Annotated in this window: 26 protein-coding genes; 11 read left to right on the forward strand and 15 right to left on the reverse strand. The window is 50.3% G+C overall.

The genetic code is table 11. The features are described from left to right. Positions 1–2: 2 nt before the first annotated feature. From ACG2E4_RS02325 to ccsA, 4 genes are all read right to left on the reverse strand, one after another. Positions 3–2,516, reverse strand: a complete 2,514-nt coding sequence (locus ACG2E4_RS02325; protein WP_395275594.1) for a heme lyase CcmF/NrfE family subunit — start codon at positions 2,514–2,516, stop codon at positions 3–5. Between the two features lie 138 nt (positions 2,517–2,654). Then, the gene (locus tag ACG2E4_RS02330; RefSeq protein ID WP_395259311.1) at positions 2,655–3,053 is read right to left on the reverse strand and encodes a cytochrome c maturation protein CcmE; all 399 of its coding nucleotides are present in this window, start codon (positions 3,051–3,053) and stop codon (positions 2,655–2,657) included. 4 nt (positions 3,054–3,057) lie between these two features. Then, a complete protein-coding gene (locus ACG2E4_RS02335; RefSeq protein ID WP_395259312.1) occupies positions 3,058–3,330 on the reverse strand; it encodes a hypothetical protein in 273 nt (90 codons plus the stop codon). Continuing rightward, positions 3,327–3,995, reverse strand: coding sequence for a cytochrome c biogenesis protein CcsA (ccsA, locus tag ACG2E4_RS02340; RefSeq protein ID WP_395259313.1), 669 nt, complete (start codon positions 3,993–3,995; stop codon positions 3,327–3,329). Before ccsA ends, ACG2E4_RS02335 begins: the two co-directional genes overlap by 4 nt. A 220-nt stretch (positions 3,996–4,215) precedes the next feature. Between ccsA and ACG2E4_RS02345 the strand changes: the two genes are divergently transcribed. Further along, entirely contained in the window at positions 4,216–4,743 is a 528-nt protein-coding gene (locus ACG2E4_RS02345; RefSeq protein WP_395275595.1) for a PH domain-containing protein, read from the forward strand. A 78-nt stretch (positions 4,744–4,821) separates the two neighbouring features. On the opposite strand, the gene ACG2E4_RS02350 is transcribed toward ACG2E4_RS02345, so the two are convergent. From ACG2E4_RS02350 to ACG2E4_RS02380, 7 genes are all read right to left on the reverse strand, one after another. Beyond that, complete coding sequence (locus ACG2E4_RS02350; RefSeq protein ID WP_395259315.1) at positions 4,822–5,883, reverse strand: VWA domain-containing protein; 1,062 nt, start codon at positions 5,881–5,883, stop codon at positions 4,822–4,824. 118 nt (positions 5,884–6,001) lie between these two features. After that, the gene (locus tag ACG2E4_RS02355; protein ID WP_395275596.1) at positions 6,002–6,487 is read right to left on the reverse strand and encodes a hypothetical protein; all 486 of its coding nucleotides are present in this window, start codon (positions 6,485–6,487) and stop codon (positions 6,002–6,004) included. Beyond that, entirely contained in the window at positions 6,484–7,032 is a 549-nt protein-coding gene (gene xrtX, locus ACG2E4_RS02360; RefSeq protein ID WP_395259317.1) for an exosortase X, read from the reverse strand. Before xrtX ends, ACG2E4_RS02355 begins: the two co-directional genes overlap by 4 nt. Before the next feature lie 187 nt (positions 7,033–7,219). Beyond that, positions 7,220–7,966: an HAD-IIB family hydrolase gene (locus tag ACG2E4_RS02365; protein WP_395259318.1), complete on the reverse strand. Its 747-nt coding sequence runs from the start codon at positions 7,964–7,966 to the stop codon at positions 7,220–7,222. Positions 7,967–8,401: 435 nt separating this feature from the next. Beyond that, positions 8,402–9,670, reverse strand: coding sequence for an MFS transporter (locus tag ACG2E4_RS02370; protein ID WP_395259319.1), 1,269 nt, complete (start codon positions 9,668–9,670; stop codon positions 8,402–8,404). Between the two features lie 160 nt (positions 9,671–9,830). Beyond that, on the reverse strand, positions 9,831–10,277 hold the full coding sequence (gene dut / locus ACG2E4_RS02375) for a dUTP diphosphatase (protein ID WP_395275597.1): 447 nt from the start codon (positions 10,275–10,277) through the stop codon (positions 9,831–9,833). Further along, complete coding sequence (locus ACG2E4_RS02380) at positions 10,270–11,085, reverse strand: DUF3108 domain-containing protein (protein ID WP_395259321.1); 816 nt, start codon at positions 11,083–11,085, stop codon at positions 10,270–10,272. Before ACG2E4_RS02380 ends, dut begins: the two co-directional genes overlap by 8 nt. Positions 11,086–11,192: 107 nt before the next feature. On the opposite strand from ACG2E4_RS02380, the gene ACG2E4_RS02385 reads away from it, so the two are divergent. The 8 genes from ACG2E4_RS02385 (at position 11,193) to ACG2E4_RS02420 (ending at position 20,355) form a co-directional block, all read left to right on the forward strand. Next, positions 11,193–11,717, forward strand: a complete 525-nt coding sequence (locus ACG2E4_RS02385; RefSeq protein WP_395259322.1) for a hypothetical protein — start codon at positions 11,193–11,195, stop codon at positions 11,715–11,717. A 58-nt stretch (positions 11,718–11,775) separates the two neighbouring features. Then, complete coding sequence (locus tag ACG2E4_RS02390) at positions 11,776–12,051, forward strand: hypothetical protein (protein WP_395259323.1); 276 nt, start codon at positions 11,776–11,778, stop codon at positions 12,049–12,051. Continuing rightward, positions 12,048–12,554 (forward strand): acetyl-CoA carboxylase biotin carboxyl carrier protein subunit, encoded by a 507-nt coding sequence (locus ACG2E4_RS02395; protein ID WP_395275598.1) that lies wholly within the window; start codon positions 12,048–12,050, stop codon positions 12,552–12,554. The genes ACG2E4_RS02390 and ACG2E4_RS02395 overlap by 4 nt, the downstream gene beginning before the upstream one ends. Then, a complete protein-coding gene (murA, locus tag ACG2E4_RS02400; RefSeq protein ID WP_395275599.1) occupies positions 12,547–13,818 on the forward strand; it encodes a UDP-N-acetylglucosamine 1-carboxyvinyltransferase in 1,272 nt (423 codons plus the stop codon). Before ACG2E4_RS02395 ends, murA begins: the two co-directional genes overlap by 8 nt. Before the next feature lie 479 nt (positions 13,819–14,297). After that, on the forward strand, positions 14,298–16,082 hold the full coding sequence (locus ACG2E4_RS02405; RefSeq protein WP_395259326.1) for an Rne/Rng family ribonuclease: 1,785 nt from the start codon (positions 14,298–14,300) through the stop codon (positions 16,080–16,082). 51 nt (positions 16,083–16,133) lie between these two features. Beyond that, positions 16,134–16,682 (forward strand): ATP-dependent protease subunit HslV, encoded by a 549-nt coding sequence (gene hslV, locus ACG2E4_RS02410; protein ID WP_395259327.1) that lies wholly within the window; start codon positions 16,134–16,136, stop codon positions 16,680–16,682. Between the two features lie 10 nt (positions 16,683–16,692). Then, on the forward strand, positions 16,693–18,105 hold the full coding sequence (hslU, locus tag ACG2E4_RS02415; RefSeq protein WP_395275600.1) for an ATP-dependent protease ATPase subunit HslU: 1,413 nt from the start codon (positions 16,693–16,695) through the stop codon (positions 18,103–18,105). Positions 18,106–18,462: 357 nt separating this feature from the next. Then, on the forward strand, positions 18,463–20,355 hold the full coding sequence (locus tag ACG2E4_RS02420) for a S41 family peptidase (protein ID WP_395259329.1): 1,893 nt from the start codon (positions 18,463–18,465) through the stop codon (positions 20,353–20,355). Positions 20,356–21,109: 754 nt separating this feature from the next. On the opposite strand, the gene ACG2E4_RS02425 is transcribed toward ACG2E4_RS02420, so the two are convergent. The 4 genes from ACG2E4_RS02425 to ACG2E4_RS02440 form a co-directional block, all read right to left on the reverse strand. Continuing rightward, positions 21,110–21,811: an RsmE family RNA methyltransferase gene (locus ACG2E4_RS02425; protein ID WP_395275601.1), complete on the reverse strand. Its 702-nt coding sequence runs from the start codon at positions 21,809–21,811 to the stop codon at positions 21,110–21,112. A gap of 28 nt (positions 21,812–21,839) precedes the next feature. Then, complete coding sequence (locus ACG2E4_RS02430; protein WP_395259331.1) at positions 21,840–22,055, reverse strand: hypothetical protein; 216 nt, start codon at positions 22,053–22,055, stop codon at positions 21,840–21,842. After that, complete coding sequence (locus ACG2E4_RS02435; RefSeq protein WP_395259332.1) at positions 22,048–23,265, reverse strand: 2'-deoxycytidine 5'-triphosphate deaminase; 1,218 nt, start codon at positions 23,263–23,265, stop codon at positions 22,048–22,050. The genes ACG2E4_RS02430 and ACG2E4_RS02435 overlap by 8 nt, the downstream gene beginning before the upstream one ends. 114 nt (positions 23,266–23,379) lie before the next feature. Beyond that, positions 23,380–23,853 (reverse strand): EVE domain-containing protein, encoded by a 474-nt coding sequence (locus ACG2E4_RS02440; RefSeq protein WP_395259333.1) that lies wholly within the window; start codon positions 23,851–23,853, stop codon positions 23,380–23,382. Positions 23,854–24,057: 204 nt separating this feature from the next. Between ACG2E4_RS02440 and ACG2E4_RS02445 the strand changes: the two genes are divergently transcribed. Beyond that, positions 24,058–24,651 carry a hypothetical protein gene (locus ACG2E4_RS02445; RefSeq protein ID WP_395259334.1) on the forward strand — a complete coding sequence of 198 codons (594 nt, stop codon included), beginning with the start codon at positions 24,058–24,060 and terminating at the stop codon, positions 24,649–24,651. Between the two features lie 149 nt (positions 24,652–24,800). After that, positions 24,801–25,130 (forward strand): hypothetical protein, encoded by a 330-nt coding sequence (locus tag ACG2E4_RS02450; RefSeq protein ID WP_395259335.1) that lies wholly within the window; start codon positions 24,801–24,803, stop codon positions 25,128–25,130. The last annotated feature ends 68 nt before the right edge of the window (positions 25,131–25,198 follow it).

The raw sequence follows: 25,198 nt of genomic DNA on the forward strand, positions 1-25,198 counted from the left end.
AATTAGTTTTTTTTGCGGTCCCGGTCCCAATGCCGAAATATAGAGACGCTGAATCCCGCCATCAGGATAAATGTACCGAGCCACACAACCGAAACAAACGGTTTTTCCTCGGCCACAATCAGCACCCATTCGTCCTGCGGCTCTCCCTCAATACCATGGACTTTAAGCTCGATTTTGCCGGTAGAGGGATCCACGCTCGTAAACTGGACAAACATATCCCGCCCGGGAACCTGCATGGGCGGAGCGTACGTCCAGCTTTTTCCATCCTTTTTGTAAATTGCGAACAGCGGATTGAGTGTATCCCTGACCCCGGTGGCCCGGTGAATAACATCGAGATCGGCGCGCACGGCAATGAGTGTACTGTCGGGCAGGGATTCCGGGTCCGCGGGCGTGTAATCGGAAAAGTCGAACTGGTAGCCCCCCATATTCAGCGACTCTCCCCTGCCAAGGCTGATGGTCTGTACCTGGGTGGAATCGCTCTGCTGATCCGGCGTCGTTTGGGAGGCCGATGCCGGCTGCATATTTGAGTTGTCCGGGCTGTTATTTTTAACCTGCTCGTTTTTCTGCTCCACGTAAGAGCTGCCCGCCACGTACATATAGATATCGCTCATAAAAGTAGTATAGACATCCGGATCCACCGACCACTCAATGCGATTGGCCGAAGAGCTGGACAGCATCGGGTAGACTTCGGGATAAAGGGTAAACTGGCGGCCGTTGCCGTCTACCGGCTCAAATTTAATTTTGTACTGTTGCTGACCCGGGCGTTCCTGGTTGGCCAGCGTATATCCCTCATAGGTCACTTTGTATTTACCGTTCACCACCTTGGGCTCGTTCAATTTCAGCTCAAGAAAGTTCACCTTTTGGCGGACAGGTATTCCCTCGTCATCCGTGACCTTTCCCGCGGCTATCGCCTCATTATAATTTCGGGTGGAAAGATCCAGCAGGGTTCCGTTGTATGCAGAGGAGGCTAGGATACCAAGCAGCAGCACTCCAAAACCGACATGCGTCAATGCGCCCCCGATCAATTTCGGATTTTTAAACATCATCCGAACCATCATGAAACCGTTACCAACCAGGGCAAACCAGCCGGCAAGAATATAGAGCAGGTAGTAAAAGTTACGTACATTGCCGAGCATCATGGTGGCCAGCGTCAGCACGCAGCTAATGATCACCGGCCAGGTGAGATCGCGTGCCAGCGATTCCGCATCTTGTCGTTTCCAGAACAGGAACTGGCCGATCACGGTCATAAACGCCGCCAGTATGGCCAGCGGCATGGTCCACTCGTTGTAGAAGCTGATCTCCGGCGGCGTGGGGTTTGCCTCAAACAGCCGGCCGATAATCGGGGAACTGGTACCGATAATGATCACAAACCCGATCAGGAACAGCACCATGGCCCCCGCGAAAGTCATAAACTCCCTGCTCAGCAGTTTCGACTCCTTATTCTGCCGCGGCAGATCTTTATAGCGGTAGATCAACATCCCGATGCCTACGGCCGTTACGACAAACATAAAGGCCAGCAGCTGGTTGTAGAGTCCCAGGTCCACAAAGCTGTGTACCGAGGAGTCGGCCAGAATTCCGGAACGCGTGAGGAACGTTTCATAGACGATAGCCACATATGCGAGGATTGCAAAGACGATAGAGGCTTTTTGCGACGTGGAACTCTTCTTCTGTATTACCATTGTATGGATACCCGCCGTACCCAGCAGCCAGGGAACAAACGAGGCGTTTTCGACCGGGTCCCACGCCCAGTATCCGCCAAAGGAGAGCGTTACATAAGCCCAGTACCCGCCCAGGAAGATTGCAGTGAGCAGGGCCACGTTTGCCCCGAGGGTCCACGGCATGGCGGGATGTACCCACTCATTATACTTCTCTTTCCAGAGGGCGGCCATCGCAAAACAGTAGGGAATCGTCATCATCGCAAACCCGAGGAAAAGCACCGGAGGGTGAATCATCATCCAGGGACTTTTCAGCAGGTCGTTGAGTCCTTTCCCTTCGGAGGGCACAAAATCGGGATTGGCCTGTATAAAGGGCGCGTTCGGCATCTCCTGGGCCAGCGTTCGAAACGGGGAGGCTCCCAGCTGCAAATCCCCGATGGAGACCCCCGCTATCATCGAAATCAGGAATATTTGCGTGAGTGTTAAAAAGAACAGCACCGGCCCGCGATACGGCTTTTCCGTCCATTTCATCAGTCCCAGGCCGATAAAAAATGAACACAGGATCCATACCATGAAGCTGCCCTCCTGGCCGCCCCATAACGCGGAGATCAGGTACTTCAGCTGCAGATCACTGCTGGTGTAATTGTATACATAATAGTATTGAAACTGGTGGTTCAGGATCAGGTAGAGCAGCAACCCGGAGGCCGCTATAATAAGGGCTCCCTTTATTCCAAACAGCCAGTTGGAGATGCGATACAGGCGTTCATCGTTGCGACTGGAATACAAAAAATAGCCAATGCCGGCAAAAATACTTGTGGCAAAAGCCACATAAATCAGGATGTTTCCTATTGTACCAATCATCAGGTTTTGTACAAAATTTTAGAATTGAAAGTCACAGATCAGCATAAGTCTGGCGCCAGAGACCTGGACAAGGTTGTGGCTGCCAGTGCACGCTCAGGGCAGCCGCTGCAGTTGATAAAACATGGAGCGACCAATTGATTACCCGGCGGCACTGGCCCGTTCAAACTCGGCGGCATCTGCATCGTTATATTTGGAGGGACACTTCATCAGCATGTCGTTGGCGTAAAAGACGCCGTTATCCATCTCCCCGATGACCACCAGCTGGGTAGCCTGTTCAAAGTTGTTGGGTTTTGGCTTTGGATACACCACCCGGCGAATGTTGCCATCCTGATCTTCCATAAAGAAAGAAAACTGCTTGTTTTCCATTGAAAAACCGTAGTCCCGGGAGTCGTCCCACTTGCCCACAACATGAGCCCCGCTCATACCTTCGGCTTGTTCAAAGTTAACATAGGTGCTGATGCTGTTACCAAAATTGTACATCAACAGCGAGGTAAAACCGACAATAGCTACAATTCCTACTAAAACTTTGGGTCTCATGAGATTATTGTGTGTGTTCTTTAGTTACCTTGTCTTCTAGTTTGGCGACTTTTTTGTCTACCCGGATGATAAAAAACAGGAGAATAAACCAGATAATCAGGCTGACGCCCAACACGATGAAAATAAGATCGTAGGAGGCCGCTGTTTGCATCAGCACGCCCGCGTTTTCCATGCCGCTCGTTCCCTCCCATTTCTGGGAATAGGTTTCGGTGAGCGTGTCGACTTTGCCAACGTTTGAAAGCGTATCTTCTTGTATTTGGGCCCAAATCTTATTCATACAGACGATTCTTCATACTGGTATTTAATTTTTTTGTAACGATTGAGTATCTCTATCAACCATATTGACAGCCCGATAAATCCAATAATAGCAGGATAAAAGATATAACGCAGCTCGGGCGCGGTAATTTCGCTGAATGCGGGATTACCTTCGGCCCCGGGATGCAGGCTCGGCAGCTGCCTTGGTACAATATACAGCAAAAACGGGATTGTAGTAGCGGCAAATACATTATATACGGCCGACAGCTTGGCCCGTTTTTCCCGGTTGTCAAAGGCGGTGCGCAGTACAAAATAGGCGACGTATATCATCATGGCCAGCGCCGAAAGATTCATGCGCGGCTCGGCAAACGTCCACCATGTTCCCCAGGTAAAACGTGCCCAGAGCGAACCGGTAACCAACCCGCAGATACCAAAAACAAGTCCCACCTGCGTGGCCGACTCCGCTTTTCGATCCAGCTCCAGGTCCTGGCTGTTCAGGTAGCGAATGCTGTAGACAAATCCCGCGGCAAAGCAGACCGACATGGTAAACCACATCGGGACGTGCAGAAAAAGATTACGAGCCGATTCCTTCAGGATGGGGATATCCGGGATGGGGATCAGGAAACCCGCGACAAGTACACCGGTCATCCATATCGCCACCAGATATTTCCAGGGTTTTAATTTCACCTTCACAAGATGTTCGTTGAATGTTGTGAGTAGCTTTTAGCCTTGCACTGACTTTGTTTCAGCTGGCAAAGGCGAATAATATACGAAACATCAACCGAAAATTTGAACGGGATCCCCTATTGTTTTGCTGTATTTTACCTATGTTTACAGTTGCTGAGTTTTAGATTAAATTGTAAAGTGGACTTTGTAGAATCTTCATAAATTTACGAGCGGTTATCCTATGTCTACTAACACAAAAACAAAGAAAATTACCCTCACGCCCAGCTGGAAGCACTATTTTATTGCTTATGTGCTGTCGGTGCTTGCGATACCGCTGTTCGGGATCGGGCTGATTGCCTTTTATTTTGTGCGAAAAAAACACAAGAACATTCGTTTTGCGGTCACTGATACCCAGATCTCGTCAATCGACTCAAAATATCACCGCAATATCGATTTGGTCAACATTGAGAAGGTGACCATCGAACAGGGCTGGCTCCAGGAAAAATTGAATGTCGGTACGCTCCTGCTTAGCACGTCGGCCACATCGGTGGAGCTGATCGGTATGGAAAATCCCGGGCAGCTGAAGCAGATGATCGAGGAGGCGATTGCCCGGCAAAAAAAACAGCAGGAGAAAAAGAATTTCAGGAGAACCCAAGACCCCAAACACAAGCCGGGATCGATGGATAAGATGGATTACCTTACCGGACTTTGGCACCAGGGCCTGTTATCGGAAGAGGATTTTGAGAGTGAAAGGAAAAATTTTGAGTGATACGCGTAATACAAGGGTTCCAAGGAACACCCTCCCAAACAGGCAAGCGCTTCCGGCCCCGTTGGAGATCCTGTTTTCCTACCCTGGTTCCCCTGTTGTCACCTTACGCCCTGATTCCGATTCGTTGCGATACCTGGGTAGCACAAGAGAGAGAAAGATGAACCCGAGCGCAATCGCTCCCAGCAACTGGTACTGGTTCTTGAAATCGGCATATTCCTGGCTCGCAAATTCTCCCTGTTCCAGTTCATCGATCCGTCCCAGGAATGAATCGATGCCGTCGCTGCCGGACTCTATCGAATAGTATTCCCCGTTCCCCTCCTGCGCGATACTCCTGAGCACTTCCGGCTGTAACCTCGTCGTTACAACCTCGCCGCTTTGATCCCGCTTGTACCCGATCAATGAACCGGTTTCAGCATTGTATTGGGGAATGGTCGACCCGGAACGCGTGCCGATACCAAGGGTGTAGACCGAAATATTGTTTTCTTGCAGGGTCTCGAGTGCGGTTTCATAATCATCTCCGTGATTTTCCCCGTCGGAGATGATCAGCATCACCTTTGCGGCATTCGAGCGGTTCTGCTCCTCCTCCAGCGAATCAAATGCCCGCAGACCCACTTCCATCGGCGCGCTGAAATCGGTGGTGGAACTCGGCATCTGATCGGTTTCCGCAATATTGAGGAAGAGGCGCAGGGCCGAATAGTCGAGCGTCATCGGGGACTGCAGGTAGGCTTCCCCGGTATAGACGACCAGCCCGACGCGATCGCCCCTGAGACGTTCAATCAGCCTCGTAATCTCGTACTTCGCTTTTTCAAGGCGACTTGGCTTCACATCCTCGGCATTCATGCTGTCGGAGAGATCCAGGGCGATCAGCAGGTCCACTCCCTGCCGTTTAACCTCTCTCACCTGGGTACCCACTTTCGGGCCGGCAATGGCAAGTACCAGGAAGGTGAGCCCCACCAGCATGGTGATTATCTTCATACGGTCGCCGAGCCGCCAAAAGCCTGTCCGCAGATCCCGGAAGAGCTCATCTGAAAAAAACTGTTTCCTCCGTTCTGTGAGCTTTTTTTGATACCACCAGCCCCCACCGGCCAGCAGTGGTATAACAAGTAACAGCCACAATAAATATGCATCTTCCCAGATCATCGTATTTCAGGTAACTAAATTGGAATGAAAAATTGATCTACCGCCCGATCTAAACTCGCTCTGTAACAACGAATCCCAAAATAAAATATTAGCCCGTGAAATCCGAAAGAGAACCCGGTCACTTAACGATTCCCGATTTTTTGAGATAGATCAGCCAGGGAATATAGGCCATTGTGAAAACAGGAATAAGATACACATTCATAAGCTCCAAGACCCAAAATCCCATGACAACCGAATGGAGACCAGCTACCAGGAAAAGAACCATCACCGAAAAAGCAGCCAGGTGGAACGCCAGCAGATACAGGTAGTAGGCTGGTTCAGCGGTTATAAACACCATGGAAACGATCGCAAGAAGAAAGAAAAACCCCGCAGGCGCCCGATAGGTCACTGCATGTCGCTGCTCTCCGCTCTCCCAGCGAATTGAAAAATTCACGCCAGATCCGCTGTTTTCCAGGTCGATGCCCCTTTGCTCTCCGGAGAGGATATACTCGGAAAGCGGCTTGACAATGTGCTGCGTTGAAGCGACCCTGACCGGCCTCCAGATAACGAAATAGGAGACCACGAGAACGGTCACCAGTACCATTTTTCCTGCCATCCTTTTCATGGGGAGCGGGATTCGTTCGAATCACCAAGGTTTGCCCACAATATCCACAGGACAAAGATGACCATGTAGAAGATAGCGGTGGTGGAATAATCGTGGGTAAAATCGAAGAATTCAGGCCACTGCACCTGGGTAATCGCAAGGGCTGCTATACGTATTATGTTGACCAGGTAGATAATGCCTATCCCGATTATGATAAACGAGAGACGCGGAATCCATTTCCCGGGATAGGCGATGATAAAACCGATAAACAACCCGATGGCCGAAATGCCGGTACAGCCGTCGACCAGCAGGATACCCGGGGCGGTATCGAGCCCGATAAGGCGCCCGGCCGTAAACACATCGTAGCTGAAGAGCGTCAAAATTCCTGCCGTGGTGTCAACAATGTTGACCGCGATCCAGTGATCCAGGGTGCCGTCGGGAAGGAGCCACATTTCGTACACCAGATACCACACGATGTAGATTGCGAGTACCTTAAGAATAAACTTTACCGGCTCCGAATCGAGCCAGCTACCTGTTTTACCCGAATTTAGAGTTGCTTCCGCCATAATGCTCCACTGATCAAAATTAAAGAGGTTTTTCAAAGCCCTCCAATAAGGTCGGCAGTTCAACGAGCTCCCAACAAAATAGCAGGTTCTGCAAAGGTCCCTTAAATTAATTTGTGCAGACGACCTTTTTTATCATTCAGTAACTTTACAGCTGCATGGGATCGGTCCGCAACCGATGAGAGATCATCTACCGTTCCTTGTTCGATCGGATAATCCGTCTATAGGTCTCCAGCACCGCCTCCGTCGCCTCCAGCTCCAGCGGGAAATCGACCACATCCTTTACATAGCTCTTGGCGTTGACGGGAGCATACGACTGGCCCACAATCTTCAGGGCCGGAATATCCCCGTTTGAGTCTCCGATATACGCTACCTCTTCCGGTTTGATACCCAGTTTTTCGCTGAGCTTCCGGATGCCCGCTCTTTTGTTGTTTTTGGAAAGGATGATATTGACCGAAATATCGGTGTGATGCACCTCGAATTCCGGGTAATGTTCCTCAACATAATCGGTGATCAGGGGCAGCACTTCCTCGATAACTTCCTGGTCGGGATGCACAAAACCGGCATCCATCATCTTTGAAAACTCCATGATACCGGACGGGAACCGGGAGATTACCGTCTTTTGCATCCAGCTCTTCAGTTCATTGACGTGCTCGAGGGCCTCGTCGTCGAAAAAGCCGTTTTGGTCAAACTGATTGGTATTCAGGTCGTACATCCCCCCGCTTTCAAACACCACCGGCAGCCGCACATCCAGCCACTGCGCCACCGCCTCGACGTAGGGATACGGGCGACCTGAACAGATCGAGAGCGGGGGAATGGCGGAATCCTCAAGGCTTTGGATATTCAGGTTCCTGATCTCTGTGATACATTCCCATACCGGGGTTTTAAAAGGAATAGAAACACAACCGTCAAGATCGGTCACAAAGAGCTTAATCATCAAATACCTGCTGTAATGAAATTCAGATTCGAAAGTTTTAAAACAGGTAAAATTACTCAATTACCTGTTCAAAAGTAACCATCATTTTTGGGTCCAGTGGCAGATTATGAATTTCCAAGGATGGGAATTATGAATGAAGAATTAGAAATGATGAATTTCGAAGGGGTGATCGTATGAACATGTCAAGCAATTATTCCGATCCCGGAAGAATTTCTGTCTGACGAGGGGGACGGACCATCAACATCCACGCCTGCACAGGCTGCAGCGGGTGCCCCACTCCCCGCCCTGATTTTTTGGTTCCTTTTGGATCAAGCCAAAGGGAACACCTCGGTTGTAAAAAAGCTTCTTTTTCCCGTTGGGGCATCTTAATCGTCTTTCCCTGTTCAAGGGATATACCAGCTAAACAATAGTACTTTTATCCATCAGGAGTTTATTTCACACTTTTGACTCAACGGCGATCTCCTGCTGGTAGGTTTGCTCCTGTGCAGTCACGGTAAAATGCCATACAACACCGGTTACCGCCAGGAGGATGGCAAAAAGAAGAATTATTTGCCGAATGGTAAAAATATCGTGCTCAAGCAGCATGGAAGCGGTAAATACCGAAACCGACTGTGTCAGGGTAAACAACAGCCACTCGGTACTAAAAATTCTACCCCGAAATGTGTCGGGAGTGCGGCGCTGCAGCAGAACAGTGCTCATCACCCAGTTGGCGCCGGAGGCGGTATGTCCCAGAAAAACAAAAATCAGCATCAGGATGATATTGCCGGTCCAGCCTACCACCAGGTACATGGCGCCGGTAAACATCATGCAGAGCCCCATGGCACGGATCCAGTCGCCCTCGTTTTTAAAAATCCGGCGCCCAAATACCGGCCCTATCCCCGTACCGATACCGCGCGCCGCGTAGAGCAGTCCCAATCCCACACTCCCCATCATCAGTATCTCTTCTGCAACCAGAATCAGCAGGTAGACCAGTGCCCCGAGATACATGGTAAACGCACCCTTGGCAAGGCTTGGCCGCAGAATCTGTTCGTTTTCAAACAGGAAACTGAGTCCCTCTTTGATCCCCACCAGGGGATTTCTTGTTCTGTCCAGCTCTTTCTGGGTCATCTCCTTTTGCGGGATGGTCGCCCGGTAGATAAACCAGGCGGAAATCCCGTAGCTGATTGCATCCAGTATAAATACAAGATCGGTGCCCAGCCAGGCGGTGGCCAGTCCGCCAACGCCCATGCCAAGCGTAAAAATGATGCTCCAGCTGGCCGAGGAAAGCACATTGGCATCTACCAGCTCCTGCTTGGTGGTCACATTGGGAATAGAGGAGGTCTTGGCCGGTTCAAACACCGCGGAGAGCATCATCTGGACCGCCGTCAGCACATACGCCAGCCAGAGAGTCTCATAAGAATTCACCAGCAGTAGTCCCGCGATGACCACCCCGCGCATCACGTCACAGAAGATCATGACCCGGCGCCGGTTAAAACGGTCGGTAATATAGCCCGCAAACGGCGAAAACAGGGCCAGGCTCAGCATCTTGATTATAATGATCAGCCCAAGCAGGAATTCCGAGTCCGAGTAGCGGGTGACCAGTGCGTATACCGCCAGCAGGCCAAACCAGTCGCCAAAATTGGACACGATCTGGCTCAGCCACAGCCGGCGGTAGTCCCGGTTCTCGGAAATAAGCGTGATGTAGGGTTGTACTTTTTCGAACACGTTTTCCGGAACTGCTTATTTCTTGAGTTATCTGCTAAATTTAAAGTTCGTTGCTGCGTATTGCGTATTAAGACAGGCCATTATTTGTTTTCCAAGCACATCAATACGCAATACCGAGTACGAAATACGTAGCAATTCCTAATTCCTAATTCTTAATTCCTCATTTAACACCCGTACTGCCAAAACCACCGTCGCCACGCTCTGTATCCGGCAGTGTACCGGCCTCCTCCACCGGCAGCTGCCGGATCGGGGCAATCACCATCTGGGCGATACGATCGCCGTGATTGATCGTAAACGCCTCCTCTCCGTGATTGATCGCCAGCACTTTCACTTCCCCCCGGTAATCGGCATCGATTGTGCCTGGGGTGTTCAGCATGGTGATGCCGTTTCGGTAGGCCAACCCGCTGCGGGGACGTATCTGCGCTTCGTATCCGGCGGGCAGGGCCATCTGCAGGCCGGTGGGAATCAGCGCGCGCTCCCCGGGTTCGAGTGTGAACGGTTCTTCGAGGGCCGCCCGTACATCCATTCCGGCTGCATGAGCCGATTCATATGAAGGAAGCTGAAGATCGCTGGCGTGGGGCAGCTTTTTAAAGACAACTTTACTCATTCCGTAACTCCTTTTTATAGTCTATTAGTCGTACTTTTACGTTCCCGAGCCACACCTTGACATGGGCTTCAAGCGGGATTCTCAACTCGTCGTCGGCAAACCAGGCTTTAAAATCTCCGCTAAATCCAAACGGGCCGTCAATGTTGGCCACACCTTTGGCATAAAATGTATCAATGGGATTTTGAAACGCCTCGTATTCGCGCTCATCGCGCTGCCGGGTATACTCCATATCGATAGTGCCCTGTTCGTCCTCCAGGTAGACAAAAGTCCGCGAGTCGACCTCCCGCCCGGCGTGGAGCCGCGAAAAGAAAAAAATCAGCGGACCCGAGGTAGCCGGGGTTTTCAGCTCGAGTGTATCGGTGGGTTCCCCCTCCTTGAAAGCGTACACGTTCCGGTTTTCGTAATCGTAGATAAACCGCTCTTCATCAAATTTTTCTTCATCCACATTATCCTTCCAGTACACCAGTTCCCGGGGAGTTCCGTTTTCAAGCCTGAAGAGCGAATTGTAGTGATTTTCTTCTTTTCCCACGAATGGAATGCCCGAATTGGAGGTAATGATTCCGCTTAACTTCCATGCCCGCTCTCCCTGGTAGAGCGTATCGGCAAGCTCCACCCGTACTTTTCCCAGCGTAAAAAAGCTGTATTTGACATTATAGGTGAATACCTCGCGCCATTCCAACAGCTCGCCGGGGGTGGGACTGCCGTGCGCTTTTGTAGTAAAATTCTCGCGCTCCTGGGCCTGCAGGGTACCGGCAGGGGAACAAGCCAACATCCAGCAAACAACAGCGATACAAAATAGATCTTTCAAATGAGGAACCGATTAAGCATTATTTCTCTTTTCGTTATAAACACAAAAGTTCGATATTATAAAACTAAGATGAAACGCTTATAAAGTTAATCTGCTGTTATTCGTTCATGAAGAAATTAAAAAATATCGCACTTGTCGCAATCTCGGTTCTTTGTTTGATGCTTGCGGGTTGTTCTAAAAGCGATGACCAGAAAGAGTTTGAAAATCAGGCCTATTCTCCCCCCCAAAATTTTACGGCCATGAGTGCCGATGGACGGCCTGCCGGCTCCAACCAGACGGATCCCGACGACTGGCGTATTTCCCCGATGTACCAGGGACTCGTGGAAGTCTCCACCCCGCCCTACCCCAATCCCGTGCCCTTAAACAGCTCATTTCGCATCGATATCGACATACTGGGATTTGAAACAGTACCCGGGATGGAGATATATGCTTTCGAGGAAGCCCAAAATATCTTTGGCCCAATCGCACAATACAGCCAGTCCGAACTTAATCCGGGTGTCAAAGTACTTGTGCTGAATCCCGCCAACTTTTCGGGTACTAGTTCGGTTCAGGGGACTGCCGGCCTGAATCGCCTGGTTATATTTGATGGCCGCGACAATGTAATCACCTACGGAGATGTAATGGTCGAGTAGGCGGTTGTAATAAAGGGGTAGCGCCCCTATTTTAGAGTTTCATTAATCAATACAGACCATGCCCAAACGAAAAGTATCTACATCCGAACGCAACGTCTTGGGGCGGCTTGTCTTCCCCGAGAGCTTTGATACCGTGCTCGAGGAAACCGGCCTGCAGTACGGCGAATTGCGCGATGATCTTATCAATCTCATCAGTTTTGGTTTTGTAGAAGCGTATGAAAAAAGGGGCAATAAAATTGCCCTCACCTCTTTTTATGATGCCGACAACCTGCAGGATTTCACCTTTCGGGCAACCAAAAAGGGCCTGGCCGCAATCAGAGTCTCCCGCCAATGAGATACGAAACCAGTATCGACGATGAAACCCGGGAACTGGAGTTCAACTTTGAACGACACCAGGTGGCAGTTGACGAGCGGGAATACACGTATTCCTTTGAACAACAGAACGGGCGATACCTGCTGCGGGTCGGAACAAAATTGTATAAAATCGATAATGTAGAACTGGACCACCATACTGTTGAGTTCACCCTGGACGGCCAGTGGTGCCGGGTCGTTGTTCGCGACGAGCAGGACCTGCTGCTGGACCGCCTCGGGTTCAAGACCGCCGCCGAAATTGGCAAGGGACAGCTCAACGCCCCGATGCCCGGCAAAATCCTGGAGCTCCTGGCCGCGGAAGGCGATGAAGTGGAGCTCGGCGACCCGGTGGCGATCCTGGAGGCGATGAAAATGGAAAATGAGCTCAAAGCGCCTGTTAATGGCATTGTTACCTCCGTTGCCGTGAACGCCGGTGACTCCGTCGAAAAAAACGCATTAATTTTAGAAATAGAAGCTAGTGGATAAATTTGTAATTGAGGGACCCACCCCCCTGCGTGGCAACATCGCAATCAGCGGTTCAAAAAACGCCGCCCTCCCCCTGATGGCGGCGGCTCTCCTCGCTGACTCACCCACAACTATCAACAACGTGCCGCGGTTGCGCGACATATACACCTTCAACAATGTGATTCGCGTAACCGGAGCCCATGTCGAATTTGACGAGGAGAACAATCGTCTCCACATCGATCCGACCCACATCAATCACCTGCAGGCCCCGTATGAGCTGGTACGCAAGATGCGCGCCTCTTTCTACATGCTCGGCGCGCTGCTGGGCCGGTTTGGAGAAGCCAAAGTATCGCTGCCCGGCGGATGTGCGTGGGGGCCCCGGCCCGTAGACCTGCACCTGAAAGGGATGAAGGCGATGGGGGCCGAGATTGAACTGGACAAGGGATATGTGCTGGGAAAAGCCAAAAACAGGCTGCCCGGCGGCACCTTCAAACTGGAACCGAGCAGCGTCGGGGCCACTGTAAACCTGCTGCTGGCCTCGGTCTTAAAAGCTGAGGAGTTTACCATCGAAAATGCGGCCATCGAGCCGGATGTCACCCTGCTGGCCAACACCCTGAACAGGATGGGAGCCAACATCGAGGGTATAGGAACCGACAGGCTGACCATCCGGCAGGCGGAAAAGCTGCAGGGCCTGGAGGTTGACAACGCCCCCGACCGTATTGAAACCGGCACCTACATGATTGCCGCGGCAATGCATCCGGAGTCGGAGCTGACGATCACCAATACCGATCCTTCAGACCTGGGAACATTTCCAGGCTCGTTCCGCAAGATCGGGGCCCGGGTTGACATCAACGATACCGAGATATATGTAAAAGCACCGCAGAAGCTGAATCCAATTTCAATAAAAACGAAGGTCTACCCCGGATTCCCCACCGACCTGCAAGCCCAGTGGGCAACCATGATGACCCAGGCCCCAGGCCGCTCCGTGATCACCGATACCATCTATTTTGACCGATTCAGCTACGTTCCCGAATTGAACAGGTTGGGAGCAGACCTGGAAGTAAATGAAAACTCGGTGACCGTAAACGGACGTACTCCGCTTGAAGGCGCTTCTGTCATGAGCACTGACCTGCGGGCCAGCGTCAGCCTGGTGCTGGCGGGGATGGTTGCCGAAGGCACCAGTGACATCCTGCGCATTTACCACCTGGACCGCGGCTATGAGCAGCTGGAAAAAAAACTAAACTCGGTGGGAGCCAGCATCACCAGGACAGAACAGGAGGAGTAACGCCGTCCGGATACGGGGAATGAATAAAACTCAACCCCTGTTATGATAAAGGCAGGTTTTTACGTTTACATTAATAGTAAAGTAACTGTATATTAATATTTAGTTATCGGTATTGATAAAGGTATTCAGAGTTTTACAATTTTAAGGTTCTAATTGCAGGTTTTTAGTGTTAGATAAAACCGTTTTTAAAAAACTTCTTACTAATCTTTTACAAGTTGTAAACAGATTATTTTACATGAGAGGTATTGACTCTCCTGATGCATGTAATGTAAATCTGCACTGGACCCCCACCTCTGAATGTGGCTACCTGTACAACAGCCTCTCGACTAACAAAAATTATAATGCAGCGGTTGCTGAACCTCCGCTATGGGCAATGAATTTTGATATCTTCAAAAATTTTAGATCAATGACTTTTAGCGAATTTATTTATGACTCAGCATGCTTGGGGGACAGCAACCGCGTGAAAAGGATTAAATTCAATGAAAAACCAAATAATCATTCACGCAAAGGGGAAGCAAACCCGAATAGCCCTCCTGGAAAATGGAGAACTTGCACAGCTTTTTATAGAATCTGAAGAAAATAAACGTACGGTCGGCAATATATATCTTGCCGAGGTGCACAAGGTGATGAGCGGTATCCGGGCTGCTTTCATCGACATGGGAACGCCCAAAGATGCTTTTCTGCACTTCTCTGATGCGGGCGACCATCTCAAAGAGTATGTGCAGATGCTCAACGGCCGGGAGGCCATCCGCAAGAACGTCCGTGATGAGCTCTCCAAGATCAACTTCGACAAGATATCAAATTACCAAAAACAGACGTGGGCCGGCCGCATACTGAATCCGGGGCAGCGCCTGCTGGTACAGATCGTCAAGGAGCCGATCGGGTCGAAAGGTCCCCGCGTTTCCACCGACATTACAATTGCCGGGCGTTTCCTCGTGCTTATACCGATGGGCGAATATATCGCCGTTTCCCGAAAAATAAACAACTACAAGGAGCGGCGGCGCCTGAAAGGGATTGTCGGGTCGATGCTGCCGGACGGTTTCGGCGTGATTGTTCGCACGGTGGCCACCGGCCAGGATGAGAAGGCTATTGAAGATGACATGCGGGATGTGCTGAAAAAATGGGAACAAATACTTGGTCGTCTCGAGGATGCCAAGCCCCCCGCCCTGCTGTACCAGGATCTGAACATGACCGAGAGCCTGATCCGCGACCTGTTTGCCAAGCAGTACGACCGGGTGCTTATCGACGACCCGGAGATGTTCAAGGAGCTCAAATCGTATGTCAGCCAGATTGCCCCGCAAATGCTTCCCAACGTGGAGCTGTACAAGGGTCGCGAGCACATCTTTGACTTCATGAAAATTGCCAAGGATGTCGATTCGATCTTTAGTCCCCGCGTGCGAATGCCCTCCGGCGGCTACCTGATCTTTGAACAGACCGAGGCGATGTACGTGGTGGATGTAAATTCCGGACCCTATGCCGCCAAGGAGAAGCAGGAGGACAACTCCCTTAAAACCAACCTGGAGGCTGCCCGCGAAGTGGCCAAGCAGCTTCGCCTGCGCGATATCGGAGGAATCATTGTCGTAGACTTCATTGATCTGAAAAGCGATAAAAACCGAAAGAAAATTTATGATGAGCTGAAGAAGGAGTTCAAAAAAGACCAGGCCAAGACCAACGTCATCGGCATGAGCGATTTCGGGCTGGTGCAGATCACCCGCCAGCGCATCCGCCCCAGCGTGGTTAATTCCGTATCGAAGGTGTGCCCTATGTGTGGAGGGTCCGGCAATGTAGTCACCCAAAACACTATCGTGGCCGACCTGGATGCCTGGTTGAGCAAATTCAAATCCAATACCTCCTACAATTCTGTCGACATCTACATCAACCCCTACCTGAAAGCATATCTTGACAAGGGATGGCTCAGCATCCGGTGGAAATGGATGTTTAAATACTTCGTAAAAATCAACCTGATTGCGGAAGACGCAATTTCTCTGAATGAATACAAAGTGACGCTCGCGGGGTCCGATATTGATATTACGGATGCCGTAATGCGGGACGAGCCGATCGACGATCTCATCGAAAGCTCGGAGGCCAAGCTTCATGAACTGGATTCCGGCAAGCCCAAACGCGAAAACCTGGATTATTACGACAAGGAGGATGGAAAAAAATCGGGCAAGCGAAACGGCCTGCCTCCCCGTCCGGGAAGCCAGCGGGCCCGGGAGCAGGCACGCGGCGATTCCAAATCGAAGTACTACAAGTCTGATTCCTGATCAACCGTTGAATTTTAACAGAACGAAACGCATTCCGAAGAACAGTAAAATATGAGTATATCCGAACTTAAAGCGACCACCGTATTGGGTGTAATGCACAAGGGTGAAGTGGCCATAGGCGGCGATGGCCAGGCAACAATGGACAAAACCGTTATGAAAGCGACCGTTACCAAGGTACGTCGCCTGTATGAAGATCAAATATTGGCCGGTTTCGCCGGTTCCACGGCCGACGCCTTCACGCTTTTTGAAAAATTTGAAGAAAAAATTCAGCAGTATAACGGGAACCTGCAGAGATCGGCTGTTGAGATGGCCAAGGAGTGGCGGAAGGACAAGTTCCTGCGGAAACTGGAAGCCTTGCTGGTGGTGATGAGCAAGGATAAAGCCCTGCTGATCTCCGGCCAGGGCGATATCATTGAGCCCGACGACAAGATACTGGCTATCGGCAGTGGTGGGTCGTATGCGCTTGCTGCCGCGCGTGCCCTGAAGGCAAATGCCGGAGAATTATCGGCTAGGCAGATCGTTGAAAAATCACTGCACATAGCAGCTGATATCTGCATCTACACCAATCACAATTTATCAATCCTCGAAATTGAAGACTAACCAGAGCGTTATGAAGCAAGTAGTTGAACAGAAAAACCTAACCCCGCGACAAATAGTTGCTGAACTGAATAAATATATCGTGGGACAAAACGAGGCCAAACGGTCGGTGGCTATCGCCCTCCGAAACCGGTGGCGGCGGATGAATTCCGAAGCAGATATTCGAGATGAAATTCTTCCCAACAACATTCTCCTTATTGGTCCCACGGGCGTTGGAAAAACGGAAATCGCCCGGCGGCTGGCCAAGCTGGCAAACGCGCCTTTTATAAAAGTGGAGGCTTCCAAGTTCACGGAAGTGGGCTACGTGGGCCGCGATGTGGAATCGATGATTCGCGACCTGACCGACATCGCCATCAACATGGTGAAGACAGAGATGCAGGAGCGGGTGCAGGAAAAAGCCGAAAAAGCGGTGGAAGACCGTATACTGGATATCCTTATTCCCCCGGTAAAGAAACCTTCGAACAATTCGGCCGGCTTCAGCGCCGAACAGGATGATTTTAACCCGGAAAACGCCAGTGACCAGGAGCTTAACCAGCGGACCCGCGAGAAATTTCGGAAAAAGCTGCAAAACGGTGAGCTGGACGATCGCAAGATTGAGATCGAAGTGCGTTCCAACCGCCAGCCGATGATGCAGGTCTTTGGTCCACAGGGAAGTATGGAAGAGATGGGCATCAACCTGCAGGATATGCTCGGCAACCTTACGGGCGACCAAAAGAAAAAACGCAAGGTTACCGTCGAGGAAGCCAGGGAACTGCTGCTGGATGAAGAGGCCGAAAAACTGATTGACCACGATGCAGCCGTGCAGGAAGCGCTCGAGCGGGTGCAAACGCAGGGAATCGTCTTTATTGATGAAATTGACAAAGTGGCAGAGGATTCCAGCAAACAGGGGAGCGGCGGCCCGGATGTGAGCCGACAAGGGGTGCAGCGCGATCTGCTTCCCATTATCGAGGGAAGTTCCGTCTCCACCAAGTATGGAATGATAAAGACCGATCATATTCTCTTTATCGGGTCGGGCGCGTTCCACGTTTCCAAGCCGTCTGACCTGATTCCCGAATTGCAGGGAAGGATGCCGATTCGCGTGGAACTGAACTCGCTTACCGAGGATGATTTCTTCGATATCCTGAAACAGCCCAAAAACGCGCTGACCAAACAGTACCAGGCGATGTTGCGGGCAGAAGGAGTTGAGATAGAATTTACCGACAACGCAATCCGGGAGATCGCCTCCATAGCGGCGCAGGTAAACGAGCGGGTCGAAAATATTGGAGCCCGGCGCCTTCACACCATATTATCCACCCTGCTGGACGAACTCCTGTTTGCGGTTCCGGATGATATCGGCACCGGGGAATTGACGATCGACAAGGAATACGTAAACAAGCAGCTTGATGACCTGGTCAAGGATAAAGATCTCAGCCACTACATACTTTAATCCAATCCGCTGCCTTGATAATGAGCCCCCGGAAAGAGCTACTGCAGCTTCTGATCGCATGTTTTCATCGAGGTTGTTGTCCCCTGGATAAAGCAGTAAACTTGCGGTTGACTGTCGGCAATGCGGTATTGTTGATGAACATCACAGCCCTGGATTATTAAATTTAGCATGGCTGTCGCCAATTTACATATTGCAAGGCCTGTTGTTTTAGTGTAGATTTCACAACTATTTAGATTTAATATTACTGTAAAATAGCTTTTATTTTTAAGTGGGTATAACCGCTAAATATTTTTCAATGTTAGCCGTTGAGACATATAAGCGCTAGAAAAATTCAGAAAACCTAAGTGTAATCCGACTATGACCTTTAAAAAATTCGTCGCCCCCCATGTGGCTATTTTAATCCTATTGTCCCTTTTCTGGGCAGCGGGAGTCGATTCCGTTATTCAGCCCGACGACGCACATCAACAGAATCTAAAAAAATATATCCAGACTCAGCGTAGAATAGTCGATAACTATGTTGAGAAAGTGGATATCGAAAAACTGTATCGAAACAGCATTAAGGGACTTATTAAAAACCTGAGCGACAGTACCCTCAAAATTGAGGGGACCCCGCTCGATACCACCATGCTGGCAGATGAGGATATTGATGACCTGGGAGAATCACTCCAGAGGTTTGAGGATGCCTACCTTTACCTGGCCAACAACAGTCCCAATGAAAATATGAGCGCCCGCACCGAGGATGCTCTCCGTCAGATGTTCAAATCGCTGGATCCCCACTCCGTCTATATCGAACCGGAGACCAATGAACAGGTTCAGGAAAATTTTGCCGGCAAGTTCCAGGGCGTCGGCATTCAGTTCAACATCATCCAGGACACGATTACCGTAATCACCGCCATTTCCGGGGGACCAAGTGACAAGCTTGGAATTATGTCTGGTGACCGGATCATCAAAATTGACGGCGAAAGTGCGATCGGGTTCAGCAATGAGGATGTACTGCGAACTCTTCGCGGCGAAAAAGGCACCAAGGTGGATGTCACGATTAAAAGACCACACGTTAAAGATCCGCTGGAATTTACCATTACCAGGGATGACATACCGCTTTATACGGTCGACACCTCGTATATGCTCGATGACCAGACCGGTTACATCAAGATCAACCGGTTTGCCGCCACTACTCACGAGGAGTTCCTGGAGGCGATGAAATCACTGGACAAAAAAGGGATGAATCGATTGATTCTTGACCTGAGAAGCAACCCGGGCGGATATCTGGGTCAGGCTATCGCCATGGCGGAAGAGTTCTTTCCAAAAGGGACAGAACTGGTATCAACCAAAAGTCGACATACCCGTTTTACCAGCTCCTACAATTCGCGCCGGGATGGATTTTTCAAGGAAAAGCCGCTGATCGTCTTGGTCAATGAGGGTTCGGCTTCCGCCAGTGAGATTGTCAGCGGAGCGATCCAGGATCATGACCGCGGGCTGATTGTAGGCCAGCGCACGTTTGGTAAGGGACTGGTCCAGCAGCAGTATGAACTGGCAGACTCCAGCAGCATCCGCGTGACCATATCCCGCTACTACACTCCCTCCGGGCGCCTGATTCAGAAACCCTACTCGCGTGAGGGTCGCGAACAGTACGCCTATGAAGTAGTCCACCGTGCGGACGATGCCTACACGGATGCGGTTGAGTTTATCTCGGATGTTCCCGATTCCCTCAAGTTCAACACTGATGCCGGTCGAACCGTATACGGCGGCGGGGGAATTGTACCCGACCATATTGTGCAAGAAGATACCACTGAATCGGCCGCGGTGGTCAATTTTATGAGGCGAAAACAGGTAGGATTCGATTTTGTGCGAAACTACCTGGATGACAACGGGGATCAGTTCCGGCAGGAGTGGGAAGGAGATTTCGAAAAATTTCGCAAGGAGTTTACCTGGGATGACGAGACCATAAACAGCTTCAAGGAGAAAATGATCCAAAACAACCTGGTAATTTCTGATGAAGTCAAAGAGCCCGATTTCAGGTCGGATTCCCTGTATATACCGGAGGGCCATTTTGAAAAAATTGCATGGATGCCGCGGGGCTTTATGAAGGCCGAACTGGCGCGCCAGGTGTGGGGTTTAAAGGCGTACTACCCGGTGATCAACGACGTGTTTGATGATGTGCTTAAAAAAGCGATGAATCTTTGGGATGAGGTGCAGGCACTCGAGGAGTATGCTGCAAATCATACCAAAATAAGAAAGGATGACAGCTGATCCCGGCTCCTGACCACCTTGCATCGAATTTTCCTATGATTGGAACTTTATTTTAGCAGGCTGCTTATCGATTGGTATACCAGAGGCCTTTGCAAAGCAACGATTTTGCAAAGGCCTCTTTCATTTCAACAGGTACTGGAAACATCCTGCCTGGAATACAAGTTTTCGGACTGCCCCCTTCGAAATTCATGATTTCCCTCCCGCCTATAGAAATTTTTGTGGACCCGAGTGCCCGGAGCCGGAACGAACAGACCCCATCAATGCAGGTTAGTTGATCCAGGTTTAGCCCGGATTTCTCGCCAAGAAATTGGTTTTTCAGCAAGGCGAAGGGCAAATGGCCGCGCAGACGTACGTTGGTACGTTGAGCCGGGGATTTGTCCTTCAACGCGGCTGAAAGGCCAATTTCGCAGCCTATTACAAACTGTAGTGATAATTGGGCAGTAATAGATGGCGTAAGTTATTGCCATCTATGAAGTTACATGATTTTATCCAACATACTCGTGAGAAATCCGGGTTAGATAGTACAAGCGGCCCCTCGCACCAGTATTAGAATCAAGTTCTATGGTTTTGGAGCGGCGTGGTTTAATTAATTGTGGAGTGGTTATTTGTTGACCAATAACTAATCTCCGCCGGTGATTTTTTAATTCATTTTAGCCGTATAAAAAATCAGGAAAAATTTAACTCCTCACACACGCGGTTCAAACCAACATTGCGGATAAGAGTACAAATTGAAATTAGAATTGCGGTATGCTCTTCATCTCAAAAATTGGCTCAACAAGGCTACCACCGCTGTTTCCGTGCGCAGGCGATGGGAGCCCAGGGACACTATCCGAGCCCCATTTGCTTTGAATAATGCAATCTCCTCCTGCGAAAAACCACCTTCCGGTCCCACAAAGAGGACTATTTCCTTCTCCATCTTTTTAAACTCACCGGGAACACCCGGGGAGGTATCCTTGGCACCGCGCGCCACCAGCATTGGGGAGGAGTCGCTGTATTTCCCGATCACCTCTCTGACCGAGGGATATACAGATATGGACGGCAAACAGGCCCTCAGGCTCTGTTTCATGGCGGATACGGCGGTAGATCGCAGGCGATCCACCCGCACATTTTCTTTGACGGTGTGCTCACTTCGGAACAGTACGATCTCACCGACCCCGAGTTCTACCGCCTTCTCGACGGCAAACTCCAAGCGGTCCCGCTTCTTGATAATTCCCATGGCCATCACCAGCGAAGGGTTCCGTTGTTCCCTGCGGTTCCGGTTCGTAATCTCGATCAGCGCGGTATTCCGCAGAATGCGGCAGACAATGCCTTCATACCATCCCCCCTCCCCATCCACGACGGTAATGGTATCCCCCTCACGGTAACGCAACACCCTGGCGGCGTGCCTGGCTTCCTGTTGCGTAAGTTCTATTTGGTCACCCTCAATTTGATCGGGAGGAGCATAAAAAATATTCATTGCACAAGTAGGTAAAGTGGCCATTTTTTTAGTTTCTACGCAGATATGCGCCCGGCTCAAATACTGTTTCCCCCGTTTCCAGGACCATTTCGATATAGGGTATGCAAAACCCGCACTGGCAGCTGCAGTACTTTTCGGCCTGCAGCGACTTCACATCCTGATACCCCTTGCGGCGGGCATAGTCTTTAATTTCCTGGAATGTTCGCTTGTGACAGATGCACTTCTCAACGGTATACTTACTCATCCTCCTGCCTGAAATGTTTGCCCAGTTTTAGTCCCTGTCCCTGGTAGTTACTTTCGATTTCGGTTCCATACACAAATTCGGGGATCTCAGTATTGGGTTCAAACTTCATGCTGCAGAATGTCTGCCCATCTTCGATCAAAAACGGCACATCGTGCGATCGCACCTCAAGCACTGCGCGTGCTCCTCCTGCTTCTGCCGATCCCCCAAAACCGCTGTCAAAAAAACCCGCGTAGTGCGTTCGGAGCTCTCCCGACCCGGTATCATAGGCGATCATTTCGGCCGCGAGATGGGTGGGAATACGGCACCGTTCCTTGGAGGCAAAAATATAAAACGCTTCCGGTTCAAGGATCAGGTGATCATTCTTGTGGTAGTGAATTGGCTCCCAAAAATTATCTACATCATAATGATTGATATTTTCAAGGTCGATCAGGTCGCGGTGTTTCTTCGCTTTATAGCCCACAATTTCGCCCTCCTCCCCGTGCAGGTTTACGCTCATAAAAAGTCCATTGCTCACCTTTATCTCGCCCATCGGGACGGGGTGTCCCTCCTCATTAAAAAGCAGCGGGTCGGAATGATGAGTCCGCAGTATATCCTGATCGGAAAGCAGCGTGTAGCCGTGACGGATGCGCAGCTGGTTCAAACGCTGCCCGGTTCGTACTTTTATCGGGAAGGATTTGGGTACCACCTCCAAATACAGGTTCCCGCTGTAGCCGGATCGAATCTCTTCAAACCGGTGGGAATAATCGGTGATAACACGGGTAAAAATATCGAGTCGACCCGTTGTACTCTTGGGGTTCGCCTTGGCCGTCAGGTGTTCATCAGAGACAATTTTAATCGGATCGGCCGCCGCCTCTCCGTCGAACAGCGTCTTCTGAGGCGGCACATGTCCGGGCAGGTGCAGCTGTTCAAGCAGCGGTATGATATATACGCAGTTCGGTTCAAGGACCGCCCCGTTCTCTATCGAAAAGTCATACTGTTTGAGTTTGTCTACTTTGCTCTCCACCGTCTCATCTTCAGGCAAAAAGCTGCAACGAACACGATAGGCTTTCTCCCCCAGCCGCAGGTCGATTGAATTTGGCTGAAATTGATCATCCTGCAGCGGGTAGTCCCTGTGACTGGTAATCATGCCCGCCCTGGCCAGCGTCCTCAGTTTCTGGACCGGCAGTATACCTTTAGTCCGTAAAAAAACTTCCTCTATCTCTTTTGTCATCCTATCTGTGTGCAGTCGTTTCTCATTTGCCATTTCTCGTTTCTCGTCTGCCGTCTCCCCCCTGCCGGAGAACACCTCTCTCCAAAACAAGACCAGCATTGCTCGACAACAGCCTTATTTCGGTTCGGCCCCGGCCATTTCGTGAATTTTGAGCCACTCCTCTTCGGTTACCGGCGTAATTGAGAGGCGAAAGCGGTTCAGCAGCACCATATCTTCCAGGGCGGGTTCCTCCTTGAGCGCATCTCGCGTTACGGGGTTTTCAAACTTCTGGACAAACTTCACATCAACAAGCTCCCAGGTAGGATCTTCTTCGCTGCTCTTTTCATCAAAATATTTGGAATCGGGATCGAACTGGGTGGGATCCGGGTAGGGCTCGCTGGCCACCTCCATACTCCCAACAATTACCGGGGGACGCACATTGGAGTGGTAAAAAAGGACTCCGTCCCCGATACTCATCTCATCTCTCATGTAGTTGCGTGCCTCGTAGTTCCTGATGCCATCCCACGGTTCCACCTGGTCTCGTTCCAGGTCGTCAATACTGTACGCATCCGGTTCCGATTTCATCAGCCAATACTTGCGTTTACTCATAGTAGATAGAATCTGTTCAAATTTTAATGCTGGTTACTTTTGATCAAACGAATCGAAATATAGGAATTCAGACACCGGAATTCAGAATATGATTTAAATTCATCTCCGGCTCCGGTATCTTCGATATTCGGGGGCTGAGTTACGCTTTCCCTGTTTTGCACAAAATTGAGCTTTAAACACTCTAACCACAACTTTTTCCAAGCGATGGATATCCTATTTTGGAGCGGCGGCAAAGATTCATACCTGGCCCTGAAATTTTATACCCGGGAGTATGGAGAAAAAAATAATATTCAGCTGCTAACCACCTATAATGAGAAAACCGATACTGTGCCCCACCAACAGATAGCTCTTGAAAAAATAAAACGCCAGGCCAGCCATCTGGATCTTCCATTAATTACGGTTCCCCTTCCAGAAGATCCTTCCAATGAAATTTACCTTGAGCGTATTAAGCAGGCGCTCGCAGGACTGGACATCCCAATTGATCACCTGGTATTTGGAGACTGGTGCCTGGAGGATATTCGGCAATGGAGAACAGAGGCGTTTGGAAAGATGGGCTACCGGTGCCTCTTCCCCATCTGGAAAAAAAGTCTGCACGAGCTGCTTCCCGTGCTTATGTTAACACCGGTAGAGATAAAAATTTCAGCCGTCAAGGAGGAGTTTCAACATCTCATAAGAGTGGGGGAATCGTACACGCAGGGATTTGTCCGAACCCTTCCGGAATCGATCGACCCGATGGGTGAAAACGGCGAGTTCCATACGGAGGTTATCTTCCGGGATCTGGACCGCGAGGTTATATAGGGGTTCCTCAGAAGGTCATGGGTGCCAGTTTTCTTTGGTCGAGGTGTCCCTTCTGTATCAAGATAAAAGAAACACCTCGGTTGGGAAAATAGTCTCCTGTTTCACATCAAGGCTTCTTCATCATCTATCGCCGGCGGAGGAGGGGAATTATGAAGGAAGAATTAGAAATGATGAATTTCGAAGGGGAGATCGTATTAACGTGTCAAGCAATTATTCCGAAACCGGAAAAAATGCTGTCTGACGAGGGAGCGAGCTACAAAATATACACCCTAGCGGTCCCGGCCTTGAATGGAGCGCGGAGGCCGAAGCAGGCGATTGTGGATGTTGCACCGGTGAGGACTTTGATAGCAGGCAACTTGCGTGACGGACCATCAACATCCACGCCTGCACAGGCTGCAGCGTTTGGCCCATTCACCGCCTTGATTTTTCCGTCCGTTTTGGATCAAGCCAAAAGGGACACCTCGGTTGTAAGAAAATAGCTTCTTTTCCTGTTGACCATCTCAATCATCCTTCCCTGATATTTTTGGAGTGGTCAAAAATTGAATCG

It is taken from the genome of Halalkalibaculum sp. DA384 (genome assembly GCF_043951955.1).
Lineage (GTDB): Bacteria > Bacteroidota > Rhodothermia > Balneolales > Balneolaceae > JAMQKA01.

Coding starts and splice junctions, on each gene's coding strand:
- ACG2E4_RS02325 (WP_395275594.1), bottom strand. CDS start 2,516: ATGATTGGTACAATAGGAAACATCCTGATTTATGTGGCTTTTGCCACA.
- ACG2E4_RS02330 (WP_395259311.1), bottom strand. CDS start 3,053: ATGAGACCCAAAGTTTTAGTAGGAATTGTAGCTATTGTCGGTTTTACC.
- ACG2E4_RS02335 (WP_395259312.1), bottom strand. CDS start 3,330: ATGAATAAGATTTGGGCCCAAATACAAGAAGATACGCTTTCAAACGTT.
- ACG2E4_RS02345 (WP_395275595.1), top strand. CDS start 4,216: ATGTCTACTAACACAAAAACAAAGAAAATTACCCTCACGCCCAGCTGG.
- ACG2E4_RS02350 (WP_395259315.1), bottom strand. CDS start 5,883: ATGATCTGGGAAGATGCATATTTATTGTGGCTGTTACTTGTTATACCA.
- ACG2E4_RS02355 (WP_395275596.1), bottom strand. CDS start 6,487: ATGAAAAGGATGGCAGGAAAAATGGTACTGGTGACCGTTCTCGTGGTC.
- xrtX (WP_395259317.1), bottom strand. CDS start 7,032: ATGGCGGAAGCAACTCTAAATTCGGGTAAAACAGGTAGCTGGCTCGAT.
- ACG2E4_RS02365 (WP_395259318.1), bottom strand. CDS start 7,966: ATGATTAAGCTCTTTGTGACCGATCTTGACGGTTGTGTTTCTATTCCT.
- dut (WP_395275597.1), bottom strand. CDS start 10,277: ATGAGTAAAGTTGTCTTTAAAAAGCTGCCCCACGCCAGCGATCTTCAG.
- ACG2E4_RS02385 (WP_395259322.1), top strand. CDS start 11,193: ATGAAGAAATTAAAAAATATCGCACTTGTCGCAATCTCGGTTCTTTGT.
- ACG2E4_RS02390 (WP_395259323.1), top strand. CDS start 11,776: ATGCCCAAACGAAAAGTATCTACATCCGAACGCAACGTCTTGGGGCGG.
- ACG2E4_RS02395 (WP_395275598.1), top strand. CDS start 12,048: ATGAGATACGAAACCAGTATCGACGATGAAACCCGGGAACTGGAGTTC.
- ACG2E4_RS02405 (WP_395259326.1), top strand. CDS start 14,298: ATGAAAAACCAAATAATCATTCACGCAAAGGGGAAGCAAACCCGAATA.
- hslV (WP_395259327.1), top strand. CDS start 16,134: ATGAGTATATCCGAACTTAAAGCGACCACCGTATTGGGTGTAATGCAC.
- hslU (WP_395275600.1), top strand. CDS start 16,693: ATGAAGCAAGTAGTTGAACAGAAAAACCTAACCCCGCGACAAATAGTT.
- ACG2E4_RS02420 (WP_395259329.1), top strand. CDS start 18,463: ATGACCTTTAAAAAATTCGTCGCCCCCCATGTGGCTATTTTAATCCTA.
- ACG2E4_RS02425 (WP_395275601.1), bottom strand. CDS start 21,811: ATGAATATTTTTTATGCTCCTCCCGATCAAATTGAGGGTGACCAAATA.
- ACG2E4_RS02430 (WP_395259331.1), bottom strand. CDS start 22,055: ATGAGTAAGTATACCGTTGAGAAGTGCATCTGTCACAAGCGAACATTC.
- ACG2E4_RS02435 (WP_395259332.1), bottom strand. CDS start 23,265: ATGACAAAAGAGATAGAGGAAGTTTTTTTACGGACTAAAGGTATACTG.
- ACG2E4_RS02440 (WP_395259333.1), bottom strand. CDS start 23,853: ATGAGTAAACGCAAGTATTGGCTGATGAAATCGGAACCGGATGCGTAC.
- ACG2E4_RS02445 (WP_395259334.1), top strand. CDS start 24,058: ATGGATATCCTATTTTGGAGCGGCGGCAAAGATTCATACCTGGCCCTG.
- ACG2E4_RS02450 (WP_395259335.1), top strand. CDS start 24,801: ATGAAGGAAGAATTAGAAATGATGAATTTCGAAGGGGAGATCGTATTA.